The sequence below is a fragment of the Paracoccus niistensis genome (assembly GCF_042432925.1).
Lineage (GTDB): Bacteria > Pseudomonadota > Alphaproteobacteria > Rhodobacterales > Rhodobacteraceae > Paracoccus > Paracoccus niistensis.
The window spans coordinates 126,829-141,515 of the sequence record NZ_JBHLWE010000019.1 but is presented as its reverse complement, the minus strand read 5'-3'; the positions used below and the strand labels follow the sequence as shown (position 1 = coordinate 141,515).

The following is a 14,687-nucleotide window of genomic DNA, read 5'->3' as shown; positions in this document are numbered from 1 at the left end:
CAGATGGTGCGGCGGCGGTTCATGGCGCCTCGCATAGCAGCGTGTCCGCCATCCGGCAAGCGCCACGATCCCGCGTCATGCTGCGGCCCCGACGCCCGAGATCATGACCTGGTCGCGTCCGCTGCGCTTCGCCCTGAGCAGCGCGTGATCGGCCTGCTGCAGCAGGTCCTCGGCCCGCGTTCGCGCGTCCTGCCATCCCGGCTTGAGGCCCGCGACCCCGGCCGAGATCGTGATCCTGAGCCCGGCCCCCGCCTCGCGCCCCGGCAGAGGGATCGGCGTCCCTGAAACCAAGGCGCACATATGCTGGGTCAAGGCTGCGGCGGTTGTCTCGGAGGTGTCCGGAAGGACGGCCAGGAACTCCTCGCCCCCGACCCGTGCAACGAAGCCATGTGCCGGCACCACGCGATCGAGCCGGGCCGCGACCTCGGCCAGGACAGCGTCGCCTGCCGCATGGCCGTGGCAGTCGTTGACTTCCTTGAAGCGGTCGATGTCGATGGCCACGACCGCGCAACTGTCCTGGCCCCCGCGGCAGAGCTCGACAAGGCGGGGCAGGGCGAAGCGGCGGTTTGGCAGGCCCGTCAGCGGATCGGTCCAAGCGAAGGAGCGTTCGCGTTCTTCGGCGGCACGGTGGCCGTCGGCGGACATCTTGTGCCGGATCAGCGCTGTCAGCCGCAGCGCGGCCTCGTCCGCCACCTCTGGGGATCCCAGCGCCGCAGGCAACGTATCGCCGGCGCCCAGATCCAGCGCCACCGACATCATGTCCTGCCGGTCGGGCTGGAAGGCCACGGCAAAGGCCGCGTTGCGCGACGACCGGCGTGAGCGCAGTTCTGAAAGCAGCCTCAGGCCGTCTCCGGGCCGCACCATGTCGGCCGCGATCAGATAAAGGTCCGGCACCAGCCCGATCGCAGCCTCGGCCAGTGCGCGCTCGGGATCGGCAAGGCGGAACTGCCCTGAAAGCCGTGGCGCGAGCGCCTGGCGCCACCCTCGCGCGACCCCGAGGTCGCTGGCGATCAGCATGATCGTCGGTGCGGCGGCAGACCTCCCCGGGAGGAACGCCTGCTGTTCCTCGGCAAGCCCGGGGCCGGGCGAGGGGGCGGCATGGTGCTGCCGGTCACGCATCAGACCGCGGATGCGCGCAAACAGGCTGCCATCGTCAAGCGGCAGGTCCAGAACCGCCTCGGCGCCCGCCTGAAGCGCCGCGATCCGCCGGTGCTGGGGAACCGCCATCACCACCGGAAGGCCCGGCACCTGCCTGCCGATCCGCGCACAAAGGTCGATCGCATCCATGTCGCCGGGTGGACCCCCGATCAGCACCATGCTGGGGCGGCAGCGCCCCAGAATGCCCAGGGCCTCGGCCCCCGTGCGGGCAGTCAGGGGGTCATAGCAGGCGGCCGCGAGACGCACCTTCAGGGTGATGCGGTTCGTGGCCGTGCCATCCACCACCAGAATCTGCCCCTCCATCGCTGTGCCTCGCGGATTGCGTCAACAAGGCCACTCTGCCGCAAACTGATTAACAAAGCGTTTCCGCCTAAGCTGTTCACCGAAGTGTGCTTGCGGACGGCGGCCGGGCGCGGCAAGGATCGGCGCATGATCTCTCGAAACTCTCTCGACACACTGGCCGGGGCGATCCTGGCCCATCTCGCGGACAATCCCGACCTGGTCGAGGCGCTGGTGGCGGAAACCGGGCTGATGCCGGCCGACCTGCGCCGGATGGCGGCTGAACCGACGACCGATTTCGCAACAGCACTGCTGGATTTCATCTGCGCCACCGACGATCGCCTAACAGGCTTTGCCGCGGCCTCGGGCTGGTCCGCAACAACGGTCGCCCAGACGCGCGAGGCGCTCGCCGCCGGTGTGCTGCGCTGATCTTTACCTGCCCTTAACGCGCGCCGGGCTATGGAAGGCCCAAAGCAGGAGAGTCGCATGCACGGGCTGGTCAACCGCGCGATCGAGGAGTTCGCCCGCGTCACCTATGGCGAGCCGGTCTGGGCTACGGCGGCCGCCGCCGCGGGCGTCGATCCGCGCGGCTTCGAGCTGATGGGGGATTACGAGGACCGGGTCACGGCCTGCCTGCTGTCCAGCCTCGCTGCGCGTCTGGGCCGCTCGACCGAGGAATTCGCCGAGGATCTGGGAACCTGGGTGGCGCAGCGCCCATCGGTGCGGCGCCTTCTGCGCTTTGCGGGCAGCGACTTTGCCGCTTTCATGATGACGCTGGAGGAACTGCGCGGGCGGGGCCAGATGGTCGCCCCGGGCCTTGAACTGCCTGCGCTGGCGGTCACGGTGACAGGGCAGGGCTGGCGGGTCGCTTCGGATTGCCACGTGCTGTGGCTGCATGCGGTGGCAGGGATGCTGCACGCCATGGCCGACGATTATGGCGTCCTGGCCGTGATCGAGGTCGCTGGCAGGGACACCCTGGTGGACGTTCCGGTCGTGGATTTCAATGAGGCGCGCCCGTTCTCGATCAGCGATCCGGCCGTGGGGGCTGCATGACGCTTGCCGAGGCTACCCTGGCGCTGATGCCCATGCACCTGCAGGTGGATCCCGCAGGGCAGATCCTGTCGGCCGGGCCGACGCTGCGGCGGCTGGTCGGCGACGCGGCGACGTTCGAGGAGGCTTTCGAGGTCGTCGGCCAGACCCCGACCGGCCCGCTGCTGCGGCTGGCCCACGCCGAGCGGGTTTTCCTGCGCACCCGCACACAGCCGGCGCAGATCCTGCGGGGGCGGGCCGTTGCGCTGCCGGATGGGGGGCTCGTTCTCAATCTCGGGCTCGGGATCGGGCTGGTCGAGGCGATCCGCGGCTTCGGCCTGACCGACCGCGATTTCGCCCCGGCCGACTTGGCGATGGAATTCCTGTTCCTGCACGAGGCCAACAGCGCCATGACGCAGGAACTGTCGCGCGCCAACCGGAGGCTCGAAGACGCGCGGTCTCGCGCCGAGGCCGAGGCTTTCACCGACCCGCTCACCGGGCTTTACAACCGCCGCGGGCTGCACCTGTCCTTCGAAGCGCTGCGGCAGGGCACGCTGCACGCCGATCCGCAGCATTTCGCGCTGCTCGTGATGGATCTGGATCACTTCAAGGCGCTGAATGACAGCCAGGGCCACGCGGCGGGTGATGCCATGCTGCACCACGTGGCCGATGGCCTGCGGGCGATCACGCGGGGGATCGACACACTGTCGCGCATCGGCGGCGACGAGTTCGTGCTGTTGTTGCCGGGGCTCTGCGACCCCGCGGTGCTGGAAGCGATGGGGCGGCGGATCATCGCGCAGGTCGAGCGCCCGGTCGAGATCGGCGGCAAGATGTGCCGCGTCTCGGCCAGCCTTGGGGCCGCCATCTCCTCGCGCTGCCGCCGGATCGACTGGGACTGCATGACGGCCGAGGCCGACGGCGCGCTTTATGCCGCCAAGCACGCCGGGCGCGGCTGCATCCGTATTGCAGGGGAGGATGAGGCTGAGGAGGGTTAGCCGGGGCGGAAAGCCGTTGCGGCAAAGGCTATGCAGGACCCGGATGGCGGTCTCGGGCCGTATGGATGCAGGCATATTAAGCGTCTGCGCGTCTGCACCATCGCAGGGCAAGTAATGGATGGGGAAGGAAGCTGGAATTGCAGTCAGGCCGTTGTCACAAAGCCCGCGCAAGATCTCCGCTCGCCATTCTCGCGTCTGCTGCAGAGCATGGCAGGAGCATCCAATCGGGACGGGGAGAGAAAGACGAGGGCTCGCCTCGCTGAATGGCGCTGCAGCAGAGGAGGCGCAGGATCGCGCCCTGCTTGCCACAGCGTCCAATTCTCAGAGGCTTCGGGTGCGACGGACCCGAAGCCTTGGCGCCAAGATCAGCCCCCGGCCTTCAGCACCTTGCCCAGCGTGGCGATCAGTTCGTCGATCTGCGCCTCGGTGATGATGAGGGGCGGGGACAGGGCGATGATGTCGCCGGTCACGCGGATCAGGATGCCCGCCTCGAAGGCGCGCAGGAATGCGTCAAAGGCGCGCTTGCCGGGCTGACCCTCGATGGGCGCCAGCTCGACCGCGCCGATCAGGCCCATGTTGCGGATATCCACCACATGCGGATGGTCGGCCAGCCCGTGCAGCGCCTTTTCCCAATGCGCCTCGAGCGAGGCCGCGCGGGTCAGCAGGCCTTCCTCGGCATAGGTTTCCAGCGTGGCGATTCCGGCGGCCGAGGCGATGGGGTTGCCGGAGTAGGTATAACCGTGGAACAGCTCGATCACGTGTTCCGGCCCCTGCATGAAGGCGTCGTGGATCGCCGCGGAGGTCAGGACCGCGCCCATCGGGATTACCCCGTTCGTCAGCCCCTTGGCGCAGGTGATCATGTCCGGAACCACGCCGAAATGCTGCGCCGCGAAGGGAGAGCCCAGGCGGCCGAAGCCCGTGATGACCTCGTCGAAGATCAGCAGGATGCCGTGCTTGCGCGTGATCTCGCGCAGGCGTTCTAGGTAGCCCTTCGGCGGCAGCAGGACGCCGGTCGAGCCCGCCATAGGTTCGACGATCACGGCGGCGATGGTGTCGGCGCCATGCAGCGCGACAATGCGTTCCAGCTCGTCCGCCAGCTGGGCACCATGTTCCGGCTGTCCGCGCGTCATGCGGTTTTCCGGCAGATGCGTGTGGGGCAGGTGGTCCACCCCCGCCAGCATCGTCCCGAAGACGCGGCGGTTGTTCACGATCCCGCCGACCGAGATGCCGCCGAAGCCCACGCCGTGATAGCCGCGCTCGCGCCCGATCAGGCGCGTCCGGCTGCCCTCGCCGCGCGCTCGGTGATAGGCCAGCGCGATCTTCAGAGCCGTGTCCACTGCCTCGGAGCCCGAGTTGGTGTAGAAGACATGCTCCATCCCCTCGGGCGCGATGTCCACGAGGCGGTTAGCAAGCTCGAAGGCGGCGGGATGCCCCATCTGGAAGGCCGGGGCATAGTCCAGCGTGCCGACCATCTCGCCGACTGCCTGGGTGATCCTGGGGCGGCAATGGCCAGCGTTGCAGCACCACAGGCCCGCGGTCCCGTCCAGCACGGTCCGCCCGTCGGCCGCCGTGTAGTGCATCTCCTGCGCCGAGACGAGCATCCGCGGCGCCTGCTTGAACTGCCGGTTTGCCGTGAAGGGCATCCAGAAGGCGTTCAGGTCGTTCGGCGCGGGCTTGCGGTCCAGTGGCATCGGAAACCTCGGGTTGGAAAAGCCCGTGCGGGCGGGATCGCCGGACGCTACCATGGAGCGTTGCCCAGTCAAGCGAACCCGACTGGGGGCTTGCCAAAGCTCTGCGGCAGGATCACAAGCCGCGCCACGTGCTCAAGAGGGCGATTCCATGTCCGAGCCTGCCGTCACCGACCCGCGTGACCTCGAGTTTTCCGACCCGCTTGGCCATCCCCCGCAGGACGCGCTCAGCGCGGGGCTGGTGCTGTCCTGCCTGGGCGTCGTCTTCGGTGACATCGGCACCTCGCCGCTTTATGCGCTGAGGGAGTCCCTTGTCCATGCGCACGAGCATCACATGGCCGAGACCGCAGTGATCGGGATCGTGTCGATGCTGTTCTGGACGGTCCTGCTGATCGTCACCGTGAAATACGTCTTCCTGATCCTTCGCGCCGACAACAACGGCGAGGGCGGCACCCTGTCGCTGGTCGCCAAGGCACAGGGCGCCCTGGGCGGCCGACCTGCATGGTGGTTGTATCTTACCGGCATCGTCGGCGTTTCGCTGTTCTTCGGTGACGCGATGATCACGCCCGCCATGTCGGTGATGTCGGCCATCGAGGGAATGGAACTTGTCGTTCCCGGGTCAGGGGACTGGGTGGTGCCGATCACGCTTGTGATCGTGATCGCCCTGTTCTGGGTGCAGCGCTCGGGCACCGAGGCGGTTGCCCGGCTGTTCGGCCCGGTCATGCTGGTCTGGTTCGTCGTGATGGGGGTGCTGGGCGCCTCGCATGTCATGGACGACACGCGCATCCTGCAGGCGCTGAATCCCCTGCGCGCGGCCGGCTTCATCGCGGAAAACGGCTTTGGCGCGCTTCCTGTCATGGGTTCGGTCTTTCTGGCCGTGACGGGCGCCGAGGCGCTTTACGCCGACATGGGCCATTTCGGACGTCGCTCGATCCGGGTGTCCTGGCTGTGGATCGTGCTGCCCGCGCTGACCCTGGCTTACGTGGGCCAGGGCGCAATGGTGCTGTCGCACCCGGAACGCGCGGTGAACCCGTTCTTCCTGATGGCGCCGGGCTGGTTCACGCTGCCGCTGATCCTGCTGGCGACCGCCGCCACCGTGATCGCCAGCCAGGCGGTGATCTCGGGCGCCTTTTCGGTCGCGCAGCAGGCGGTGCAGCTGGGCCTGGTGCCGCGGCTGGAGATCCAGCACACCTCGGACCGGCAGGCGGGGCAGATCTATCTGCCGCGCGTGAACACGATCCTGATGGTCGGGGTCTGCGCCCTGGTGCTGGCCTTCGGCTCGTCCGCGCGGCTGGCCAGCGCCTATGGCATTGCGGTGACGGGGGACATGGTGATCACCTCGATCCTTGCCATCGTCGTCTTCCGCTATGCCTGGAAATGGAGCTGGCCGCTGGTGCTGGCCATCATGCTGCCGATCCTGTCGATCGAGCTGATCTTCCTGTTCAGCAACCTGCTGAAGGTGCCCGATGGCGGCTATATCCCGCTGCTCTTTGCGGTCGTGGTCGTGACCTTCATGGTGGTCTGGATCCGGGGCACGCTGATGATCCAGCGCAAGCTGTCGAACGAATCCGTGCAGCTGGACTTCCTTGCCCCTAAGCTGGCCGCCAGCCCGCCGACCATCGTGCCGGGAACGGCGGTCTTCCTGACCGCCGACCCGACCATCGCGCCCCCCGCCCTGATGCACAACCTCAAGCACAATCGCGTCCTGCATGAGCGCAACTATGTCGTGAAGGTGGACACGGCGACCACCCCCACCGTCCCCGACGACCAGCGCTTCCGCGCCGAGGAGGTTGCGCCCCGGTTCTGGCGCGTGCGGCTGCGCTTTGGCTACATGGAGCAGCCGAACGTTCCCCGTGCGCTGGCCTTCGGCCGGACCCAGGGCCATCGCTTCGACGTGATGGCGACGTCCTATTTCCTCAACCGCCGCTCGCTGCGGGTGGGCAAGGGACGGATGATGCCGCTCTGGGCCTCGCGGCTTTACGCGGGGATGTACCGCTCCTCCTCCGAGCCCACGAACTTCTATCGCTTGCCGTCCAACCGGGTGGTCGAACTGGGCCAGCAGATCAATATTTGAGGCCCCTGTCGCTCAGGTGCGGGCGTAGGCATCCTCGTAGCGGATGATGTCGTCCTCGCCCAGATAGACGCCGGTCTGGACCTCGATCAGGACCATCGGCACCTTGCCGGGGTTCTCCATCCGGTGCACGGCGCCCAAGGGGACGTAGATCGACTGGTTTTCCGTCACCAGCGAGACCTTGTCGTCCACCGTCACCTTGGCGGTGCCGCTGACCACGATCCAGTGTTCCGACCGGTGGACGTGGCTTTGCAATGACAGCGAGGCGCCGGGGTGGACCACGATGCGCTTGACCTGGAAGCGCTCGCCCATGACCAGCGTCTCGAACCAGCCCCAGGGGCGGTGGTCGCGCAGGAACCGCTCGGCCTGACGCGCGCCCTTGGCCTTCAGCGCGGAAACCACCTGCCGCACGTCCTGAGCGCGGTCCATGCCGGCGACCAGGACGGCATCGCCGGTGGCCACGACCATCATGTCCTTGAGCCCGATCCCTACGATCTGCATGTCCTCGTCATCCGAGCGCAGCAGGACATTGTCGCAGTCGATGGCGGTCGAGCGTTCGTCCGCGATCACCCCGCGCCAGGCTGGCGCGTCCACCTGCGCCTCGCGCCAGACGGCGTCCCAGCCGCCCAAGTCGGACCAATGCTCGGCGAAACGGACAACGGACAGGTTCTCGGCCTTTTCCATCACCGCATAGTCGATGGACAGGTCGGGCAGCCCGTTCCATGGCTCGGGGGCAAGCCGAAGGAAGCCGAGGTCCTGCCTTGCCTGCGCAAGGGCGGCTTGGACGGGCTCGAGGAACTCGGGCGCATGGGCGCGGAAGGCCTCGATCATGGTGCGGGCGGTGAACAGGAAGATGCCCGCGTTCCACAGGAAGCGGCCCTCGGCCAGCATTGCGCGGGCGGTGTCCGCGTCGGGCTTTTCCACGAAGCGGCGCAAGGGGGCAGGGCCGTCACGCGGGTCGCCATGCAGTTCCAGATAGCCGTAGCCGGTTTCGGGGCGGTCGGGCTCGATCCCGAAGGTGACGATCCGCCCCTCGCGTGCAAGCGGCAGGCCCTGGCCCACGGCGCGGCCGAACGCTTCCGCATCGGGAACGACGTGGTCCGAGGGCGCGACCAGCAGCAGCGCGTCCGGGTCGCTTTCCGCAAGATGCAGAGCGGCGGCCAGGATCGCGGGCGCGGTGTTGCGGCCCGCAGGCTCGATCAGGATGGCGGCGGGGTTGATTCCGATCTCGGCCAGCTGCTCGGTCACGATGAAGCGGAAATCCGCGTTGGTCAGCACCAGCGGTTCGGCATAGCGCGGCCCCGACAGGCGGCGAGCCGAGGCCTGGAACAGCGACTGCTCGCCCACCAAGGGCGCGAACTGCTTGGGAAAGGACTTGCGCGACACGGGCCAGAGCCGCGTTCCCGAGCCACCGGACAGAAGGACGGGAATCACGCGGGTCATGGGCAGCTCGGTCCTTGGCAGGGCGGGCGATTCGCCCGGGTGTCGGTCCGCGCAACCTAAGCCTGTCCCATAGGGAAAGGCCAAGGCCGCATCGGCGGGACGCCGGACATGCGAAAGCCCGCACGACGGCGGGCTTGGCGCAGGCTTGGAACTGGAAGGTTCAGCCGCCCCAGGTGCGCAGGGGACCGCAATCCATGTGCACGAAGTTCGACGAGGAATACTTGCCGACGCCGCCCGCACGGCAGGCGCTGGCCGCCTTGTACATCTGGTTCACGGACCGCGACTTCAGCCGCAGGTCGGCGGCCTTGCCGGTCATGTGCAGCGAGTTGCGGGCCACGCCGCCGCTGCGCGAGCGCAGCATGGCGTTGGTCTTGGGCGAGCGATAGCCCGACAGCATCATGTAGGGCTCGTTGGTCTGCAGCAGCCGGTGGCTGGCGGCGGCGATGTCGACCATGCGCGGGTCGATGCCGATGACCTGGCCCGTGCGCCAGTCGCGCATGAAGATGTTGATTTCGTTCAGGGCGTCCCGGACATATTTCCCATCGACCCAGTAGACGGTATCGATGCTTTCGCCGGTCCGGCCCGAATACATGCGGATGCGGCGATAGTTGCCTGCTCCGCGAACCACACCAAAGGCATTGGCCATCACAGGAGCCGCCGCGACGGTCGTCGCTGCGAACACGCCGAGAATGCCGCGTCGCGAGAATTCGAAGGTCATGTTCAGATCCGCCTGTCCTACGCGTTTGTCTATGCCAGCTTCTGGCTTGTCCGGGTTTGCCCCGGATTGCTTAAGAATATGTCACTCTCCGGCCGGTTGCGGAACTGTGAGTTCCAGAGGGCGGCGATTTGGCGCCAGTATAGGCGAAAACTCGCCGAGGCCCTAGAATGGGTCCGAAGAGCAAGGGGCAGGGTGTCGCTTGGGCGCAACGGGTTCGGCAGAAATGCTGCACTCGACGGGGTTCAGGCCGGCGGCAAGACCCCATAAGGAAGAAGCACAAGCCTGCGGGGTCGAGTCAGTTGCTGTCGTCCAAGTCCATCCTGTCGCGCCTCGTCCGCGCAATTCTGCTGTCCGCCACGCTGCCTTGGGCGGCGCAGGCCGCCGCGCCTGCGCCGCGGCTCGACTTCACCCCCGAGCAATGGGAACTGGCTCGCGGCGTCGCCCGCCAGCCGGGGTTGGCTGCCTGGTACGGCTCGACGGCGCTTGCGCCCGTCTTCACCGCCCCGGAGGCCGCGCCTCGCCGCATCGCGCTGATCGAGGCGGCGGCGCAGGCCCCGGCCCACGGCCTGCCCGCGATCTATGGCGTCGAGCAGTTGCAGGGGCTGGAGGGCCGGACGGACGCCCAGGCCGAGGTCGCCTTTGCCAAGGCCTTTGCCAGATGGACCCATGACGTGGGCGGCGGCATCCTGAACCCCCGCCGCATTGACCCGGAAAACAGGCGGGACGTGATCCGCGTCCCGACCGAGGAGCTTCTGGCGCGCTTCGTTGCTGCCTCTGATCCCGCCGCCATGCTGGCCGAGGTGCCGCCCCGGAACGGCGGGTATCTCGCCTTGCAGCAGGCCCTTGCCGCGCGCATCGGCCCGGTGGTCGGCGCCGATGTGCCCTTGGTGCCCGAGGGTGTCTGGCGCGAAGGGATGCGCGACGAGGCCGTGGCCCTCCTGCGCGCCCGTCTGGCCGCGATGGGCTTTGCCGCCGAGAGCGGCGAGCCTGACCTGTTCGACGAGCCCCTTGCCCGTCAGGTCGCCGCCTACCAGGCCCGCGTGGGGCTCGGTCCGGACGGGATCGCGGGTCCCCGCACCGTCCAGCGCCTGAACGGCGGCCCCGGCGCGGCCCCCCGCGACCTGCTGATCGCGCTGGAGCGGATGCGCTGGCTGAACGGCCACGACATGAACGCCCGCATGCTCTGGGTGAACCTGCCCGAATTCAACGTGCGCGTGATGGAGGGTGGCCGCACGATCTTCGAAAGCCGCGCCGTGATCGGCAAGGACAAGGAGGACTGGCGCACGCCCGAGTTCTCGGACGTGCTGCAGAACGTCGTCGTCAACCCGAGCTGGAACGTCCCGCGGTCCATGGCGATCCGCGACTACCTGCCCCGCCTGCAGAAGAACCGCCATGCGGTGTCGCATCTCGACGTGGTGGACAGCCGGGGCAGGGTGGTGGCCCGCGACGGTATCGACTTTTCCCGTTATACCGCAAAGAACTTTCCTTATCGCCTGCGGCAGAAGCCAAGCGATGACAATGCCCTGGGCGAAGTGAAGTTCATCTTTCCGAACCCTATGAACATCTACCTGCACGACACGCCCTCGAAGGGGCTGTTCGGGGAACGCACCCGTGCCTTTTCCAACGGCTGCATCCGGGTGCAGAAGCCGGTGGACCTGGCCCATGTGCTGCTGGAAGGTGCCGCCGCCGACCCTGCTGCGACCTACGCCGGCGCGCGAAAGTCCGGCCGCGAGCGGTTCCTGAAGACCGAACCCCTGCCGGTGCACTTGGTCTATTTCACCACCATCGCGGACGAGGACGGCACGATCCGGCGTTTCCCCGATGTCTACAACCGGGACGATCTGGTCTGGGCCGCGCTGCAGAAGGCGGGCGGGGTGGAAACACTCGCCTCGAACCGGTAGGACCGTTCCTGCAAGGAGGGCATCCATGGCGATAACCCTGGCGGAACTGGCCCGCGCGCTGGACGCGCAACTGTGGGGAGATGGCGCGCTGAGGATCACGGGCGCGGCCGAACCCGCGCAGGCGGGTGCCGCGTCAGGTGGCAGCGCGGTGATCGCCATGGCGATGGCGCCCCAATATGCGGCGGCGCTTGCGCCCGGCGCGGCGGCCCTGATCGCCGAAGGAATGGACCCCGAGGCGCTGCGCCTGTCCGGTGCCGTGATCGTCGCGCGTCCGCGGCTGGCCATGGCGGGACTGACCCGCGCGCTGGACCCAGGCCCCGAGATCGTCCCCGGCATCCATCCGGCCGCCGTGATCGACCCCTCGGCCGAAATCGGCGAGGACGTGGCGATCGGCCCCTTCGTGGTGATCGGCCCCCGCGTCCGTATCGGGGCGCGGGCCCGCATCGCCGCCCATGTCAGCATCGGCGCGGACAGCGTGCTGGGCGAGGACGCGCTGATCCACGCGGGCGCCCGCATCGCCCATGGCGTGACCGCCGGCGCGCGGCTGATCCTGCAGCCCGGCGCGGTGATCGGCGGCGACGGCTTTTCCTTCGTCACGCCCGAAGTCTCGGGCATCGAGGAGATCCGCCACACCCTGGGCCATCGCGGCGACCTCCGCGAGCAGCACTGGGTCCGCATCCACTCGCTTGGCGGCGTGCGCCTGGGCGACGATGTCGAGGTGGGCGCCAACGCCACCATCGACCGCGGCACGATCCGGGCGACGTCAATCGGCTCGGGCACCAAGATCGACAACCTGGTCCAGATCGGCCACAACGTGCAGGTCGGGCGCGACTGCCTGCTGTGCGGGCTGGTGGGAGTCGCGGGCTCGGTCCGCATCGGCGACCGGGTGGTGCTGGCCGGGCAATGCGGGGTCAGCGACAATATCTTCATCGGCGATGATGTGATCGCGGGCGGTGCCAGCAAGATCTTCACCAACGTGCCGGGGGGCCGCGTGATCCTCGGCTCGCCTGCCGTGAAGATGGAAACGCAGGTCGAGATCAACAAGGCGATCCGCCGCCTGCCGCGTCTGGCCGCGCAATTCGCGGAACTGCAGAAAACCGTGGCCCGCCTGATGCAGAAGGACTGAAGGGACGATCCCATGAGCCAAAGCGTCAGGGACCGCGTCATCGCCATCGTGGCTGAACAGGCGATGCTGGACCCCGGTCAGATCACCCTTGGATCCACGCGGGCCGATCTGGGCATCGACAGCCTCGCCCTCGTGGAGGCGGTTCTCGCCATCGAGGAAGCCTTCGGCATCTCGATCCCCTTCAACGCCAACGAGCCCGAGCAATCGGATTTCGACATCTCGTCCGTGGGCGCGATCATCGCCGCGGTGGAAAAGCTCGTGGCCGAGAAGGCCTGAGCCTTCAGCGGGCGCCATGCGCGGGTGACAGGCAAGCTCGGATCTTTTCATCCGCGGGCGCATCGCCTATCCCCATCGCGGCAGACAAAGGACAGCGCTGATGGCCAGGATCACCTATATCGAATGGAACGGCACCCGGCACGAGGTGGATGTCCGTCCGGGCATGACCGTCATGGAAGGCGCCCGCGACAACGGCATTCCGGGCATCGAGGCCGACTGCGGCGGCGCCTGCGCCTGCTCGACCTGCCATGTCTATGTCGCGCCTGAATGGGTCGAAAAGCTGCCGCCCAAGGACCCGATGGAAGCCGACATGCTCGACTTCGCCTGGCAGCCCGACGCCGAGCGTTCGCGCCTGACCTGTCAGATCAAGGTCACGCCCGAACTGGACGGACTGGTCGTCCAGATGCCCGAGAAGCAGATCTGATCCGGGGCAGGCGTTGACCGATTTCGTCCTGACCGTCACCTGCGTCTCGCGTCGCGGGATCGTGGCCGCCGTCGCGGGCTTCCTGGCCGAGAACGGCTGCAACATCACCGACTCGGCGCAGTTCGACGATCAGGCGAACGGCCGCTTCTTCATGCGCGTAAGCTTTCGCAGCGAGACCGGCGCCACCACCGCGCAACTGCGCGAGGCCTTTCCCGCCATCGCCGGTCCCTTCGACATGGACTGGGCGATCCACGAGGCCGCGCACCGGATGCGCGTGCTGCTGATGGTGTCGGGCTTCGGCCATTGCCTGAACGACATTCTCTACCGCTGGCGCATCGGCGCGCTGCCGATCGACATCGCGGGTGTCGTCTCGAACCACCTCACCTACCAGAAGCTGGTGGTGAACCACGACATCCCCTTCCACCACATTCGCGTCACGCCGCAGTCCAAGCCCGAGGCCGAGGCGCGGCTGATGTCGCTGATCGACGAGACCGGGACCGAGCTTGTGGTGCTGGCCCGCTACATGCAGGTCCTGTCCGAAGCCGTCTGCGCGCGGATGGAAGGCCGGGTCATCAACATCCACCATTCGTTCCTGCCCTCGTTCAAGGGCGCGAACCCCTATCGGCAGGCCTATGACCGGGGCGTCAAGCTGATCGGGGCGACGGCGCATTACGTCACGCCCGACCTCGACGAAGGCCCGATCATCGAACAGGACACGATCCGGGTCACCCACGCCCAAAGCCCCGAGGACTACGTGAGCCTAGGCCGCGATGTCGAGGCGCAGGTGCTGTCCCGCGCCATCCACGCGCATATCAATCACCGCGTGTTCCTGAACGGGAACCGGACGGTCGTGTTCCCGGCAAGTCCGGGCGGCTATGCCTCGGAACGGATGGGCTGATCCGGGTTCCAGCCGACCAGGAGGATATCGGCCATCGTCTCCAAGGCCGTGTTCAGCCGGGCGTTCTCGTCGAGATCGTCCTGGTTCGGCAGCCAGAAGCCCAACTGGTCGTCCACGCAGAGCCGCGCCAGCCCGTAGGTGAAGGCGCGCGCCACCAGGGACAACAGCATCGGATCGATGTCATTGCGCAACTGCCCCTGATCGCGGGCACGGCCAAGCATCGAGATGGTCAGTTGCTGCAGCGCCTGATGATAGCACCGGATCTCGTCCTCGGCGATCACGCGGTTCAGCAGCGGAGAATTCAGCAGGCGGAAGTCGTCCTTGTTCTCGGCCGCCCAGCCGACAAAGGCCCGCCCCAGTGCGATCAGCTGCTCGGCCGGGGTTTCGCTTGAAACGGCGCCCAGCTTGCGGGTGATGTGATCGAGCTGCCGCCGCAATGCGCTTTCCGCGATTGCCTTCAGCACCGCCTCGGTCGAGGGCAGAAGTGTGCGTGCGAGTTCCGGGTCCACGCCCGTTTCTGCCGCGAGGCTTTCAGGCTCGCAGCATGGCGGCTCGGCCGCGATCACCCTGCGCACAGCCGCGCGCATAAGAAGATCCATCGCCATTCTGGCCGGCATCTCGTCACCCGCTCATATCTATCAGAAGAATCGGGGTGCGTTTTCGTTCCCGAAAACGCACCCG

Annotated in this window: 14 protein-coding genes; 9 read left to right on the top strand and 5 right to left on the bottom strand. The window is 67.6% G+C overall.

Translation table 11 applies throughout. From position 1 onward, the window contains the following. Window positions 1–75: 75 nt before the first annotated feature. A complete protein-coding gene (locus ACFFII_RS07850; protein ID WP_377698333.1) occupies window positions 76–1,461 on the bottom strand; it encodes a diguanylate cyclase in 1,386 nt (461 codons plus the stop codon). A 126-nt stretch (window positions 1,462–1,587) separates the two neighbouring features. Here ACFFII_RS07850 and ACFFII_RS07845 point away from each other — a divergent pair, with 126 nt between their 5' ends. From ACFFII_RS07845 to ACFFII_RS07835, 3 genes are read left to right on the top strand one after another with little or no spacing between them, the layout of a single operon-like run. Further along, a complete protein-coding gene (locus ACFFII_RS07845) occupies window positions 1,588–1,866 on the top strand; it encodes a DUF3572 family protein (protein WP_377698332.1) in 279 nt (92 codons plus the stop codon). A 57-nt stretch (window positions 1,867–1,923) separates the two neighbouring features. Further along, window positions 1,924–2,490 carry a heme NO-binding domain-containing protein gene (locus ACFFII_RS07840; RefSeq protein WP_377698331.1) on the top strand — a complete coding sequence of 189 codons (567 nt, stop codon included), beginning with the start codon at window positions 1,924–1,926 and terminating at the stop codon, window positions 2,488–2,490. Beyond that, complete coding sequence (locus ACFFII_RS07835) at window positions 2,487–3,461, top strand: GGDEF domain-containing protein (RefSeq protein ID WP_377698330.1); 975 nt, start codon at window positions 2,487–2,489, stop codon at window positions 3,459–3,461. The genes ACFFII_RS07840 and ACFFII_RS07835 overlap by 4 nt, the downstream gene beginning before the upstream one ends. A gap of 365 nt (window positions 3,462–3,826) precedes the next feature. Here ACFFII_RS07835 and aptA read toward each other — a convergent pair whose 3' ends face one another. Continuing rightward, entirely contained in the window at window positions 3,827–5,152 is a 1,326-nt protein-coding gene (aptA, locus tag ACFFII_RS07830) for an omega-aminotransferase AptA (protein WP_377698329.1), read from the bottom strand. Window positions 5,153–5,300: 148 nt separating this feature from the next. On the opposite strand from aptA, the gene ACFFII_RS07825 reads away from it, so the two are divergent. Next, on the top strand, window positions 5,301–7,223 hold the full coding sequence (locus tag ACFFII_RS07825) for a potassium transporter Kup (RefSeq protein ID WP_377698328.1): 1,923 nt from the start codon (window positions 5,301–5,303) through the stop codon (window positions 7,221–7,223). 12 nt (window positions 7,224–7,235) lie between these two features. Here the strand turns inward: ACFFII_RS07825 and ACFFII_RS07820 are convergent, their stop codons facing one another. Both ACFFII_RS07820 and mepK read right to left on the bottom strand, forming a co-directional pair. After that, the gene (locus ACFFII_RS07820; protein ID WP_377698327.1) at window positions 7,236–8,663 is read right to left on the bottom strand and encodes a mannose-1-phosphate guanylyltransferase/mannose-6-phosphate isomerase; all 1,428 of its coding nucleotides are present in this window, start codon (window positions 8,661–8,663) and stop codon (window positions 7,236–7,238) included. A gap of 160 nt (window positions 8,664–8,823) precedes the next feature. Then, window positions 8,824–9,381: a peptidoglycan L,D-endopeptidase MepK gene (mepK, locus tag ACFFII_RS07815; protein WP_377698326.1), complete on the bottom strand. Its 558-nt coding sequence runs from the start codon at window positions 9,379–9,381 to the stop codon at window positions 8,824–8,826. Window positions 9,382–9,680: 299 nt separating this feature from the next. Between mepK and ACFFII_RS07810 the strand changes: the two genes are divergently transcribed. The 5 genes from ACFFII_RS07810 to purU all read left to right on the top strand — a co-directional run bounded on the left by ACFFII_RS07810 (window position 9,681) and on the right by purU (window position 14,006). After that, window positions 9,681–11,282, top strand: coding sequence for a L,D-transpeptidase family protein (locus ACFFII_RS07810; RefSeq protein WP_377698325.1), 1,602 nt, complete (start codon window positions 9,681–9,683; stop codon window positions 11,280–11,282). Between the two features lie 25 nt (window positions 11,283–11,307). Beyond that, window positions 11,308–12,408, top strand: coding sequence for a UDP-3-O-(3-hydroxymyristoyl)glucosamine N-acyltransferase (gene lpxD / locus ACFFII_RS07805; protein ID WP_377698324.1), 1,101 nt, complete (start codon window positions 11,308–11,310; stop codon window positions 12,406–12,408). A gap of 12 nt (window positions 12,409–12,420) precedes the next feature. Next, window positions 12,421–12,684, top strand: a complete 264-nt coding sequence (locus ACFFII_RS07800) for an acyl carrier protein (RefSeq protein ID WP_377698323.1) — start codon at window positions 12,421–12,423, stop codon at window positions 12,682–12,684. A gap of 100 nt (window positions 12,685–12,784) precedes the next feature. After that, entirely contained in the window at window positions 12,785–13,108 is a 324-nt protein-coding gene (locus tag ACFFII_RS07795; RefSeq protein ID WP_090753208.1) for a 2Fe-2S iron-sulfur cluster-binding protein, read from the top strand. A 13-nt stretch (window positions 13,109–13,121) separates the two neighbouring features. Next, a complete protein-coding gene (gene purU / locus ACFFII_RS07790; protein WP_377698322.1) occupies window positions 13,122–14,006 on the top strand; it encodes a formyltetrahydrofolate deformylase in 885 nt (294 codons plus the stop codon). Here the strand turns inward: purU and ACFFII_RS07785 are convergent. Continuing rightward, window positions 13,982–14,605 (bottom strand): WHG domain-containing protein, encoded by a 624-nt coding sequence (locus ACFFII_RS07785; protein ID WP_377698321.1) that lies wholly within the window; start codon window positions 14,603–14,605, stop codon window positions 13,982–13,984. The genes purU and ACFFII_RS07785 overlap by 25 nt on opposite strands. Window positions 14,606–14,687 lie beyond the last annotated feature (82 nt).

Bases quoted from the DNA above. Each gene is read 5' to 3' on its own strand.
- ACFFII_RS07850 (WP_377698333.1), bottom strand. From the start codon at position 1,461: ATGGAGGGGCAGATTCTGGTGGTGGATGGCACGGCCACGAACCGCATC.
- ACFFII_RS07845 (WP_377698332.1), top strand. From the start codon at position 1,588: ATGATCTCTCGAAACTCTCTCGACACACTGGCCGGGGCGATCCTGGCC.
- ACFFII_RS07840 (WP_377698331.1), top strand. From the start codon at position 1,924: ATGCACGGGCTGGTCAACCGCGCGATCGAGGAGTTCGCCCGCGTCACC.
- ACFFII_RS07835 (WP_377698330.1), top strand. From the start codon at position 2,487: ATGACGCTTGCCGAGGCTACCCTGGCGCTGATGCCCATGCACCTGCAG.
- aptA (WP_377698329.1), bottom strand. From the start codon at position 5,152: ATGCCACTGGACCGCAAGCCCGCGCCGAACGACCTGAACGCCTTCTGG.
- ACFFII_RS07825 (WP_377698328.1), top strand. From the start codon at position 5,301: ATGTCCGAGCCTGCCGTCACCGACCCGCGTGACCTCGAGTTTTCCGAC.
- ACFFII_RS07820 (WP_377698327.1), bottom strand. From the start codon at position 8,663: ATGACCCGCGTGATTCCCGTCCTTCTGTCCGGTGGCTCGGGAACGCGG.
- mepK (WP_377698326.1), bottom strand. From the start codon at position 9,381: ATGACCTTCGAATTCTCGCGACGCGGCATTCTCGGCGTGTTCGCAGCG.
- lpxD (WP_377698324.1), top strand. From the start codon at position 11,308: ATGGCGATAACCCTGGCGGAACTGGCCCGCGCGCTGGACGCGCAACTG.
- ACFFII_RS07800 (WP_377698323.1), top strand. From the start codon at position 12,421: ATGAGCCAAAGCGTCAGGGACCGCGTCATCGCCATCGTGGCTGAACAG.
- ACFFII_RS07795 (WP_090753208.1), top strand. From the start codon at position 12,785: ATGGCCAGGATCACCTATATCGAATGGAACGGCACCCGGCACGAGGTG.
- ACFFII_RS07785 (WP_377698321.1), bottom strand. From the start codon at position 14,605: ATGGATCTTCTTATGCGCGCGGCTGTGCGCAGGGTGATCGCGGCCGAG.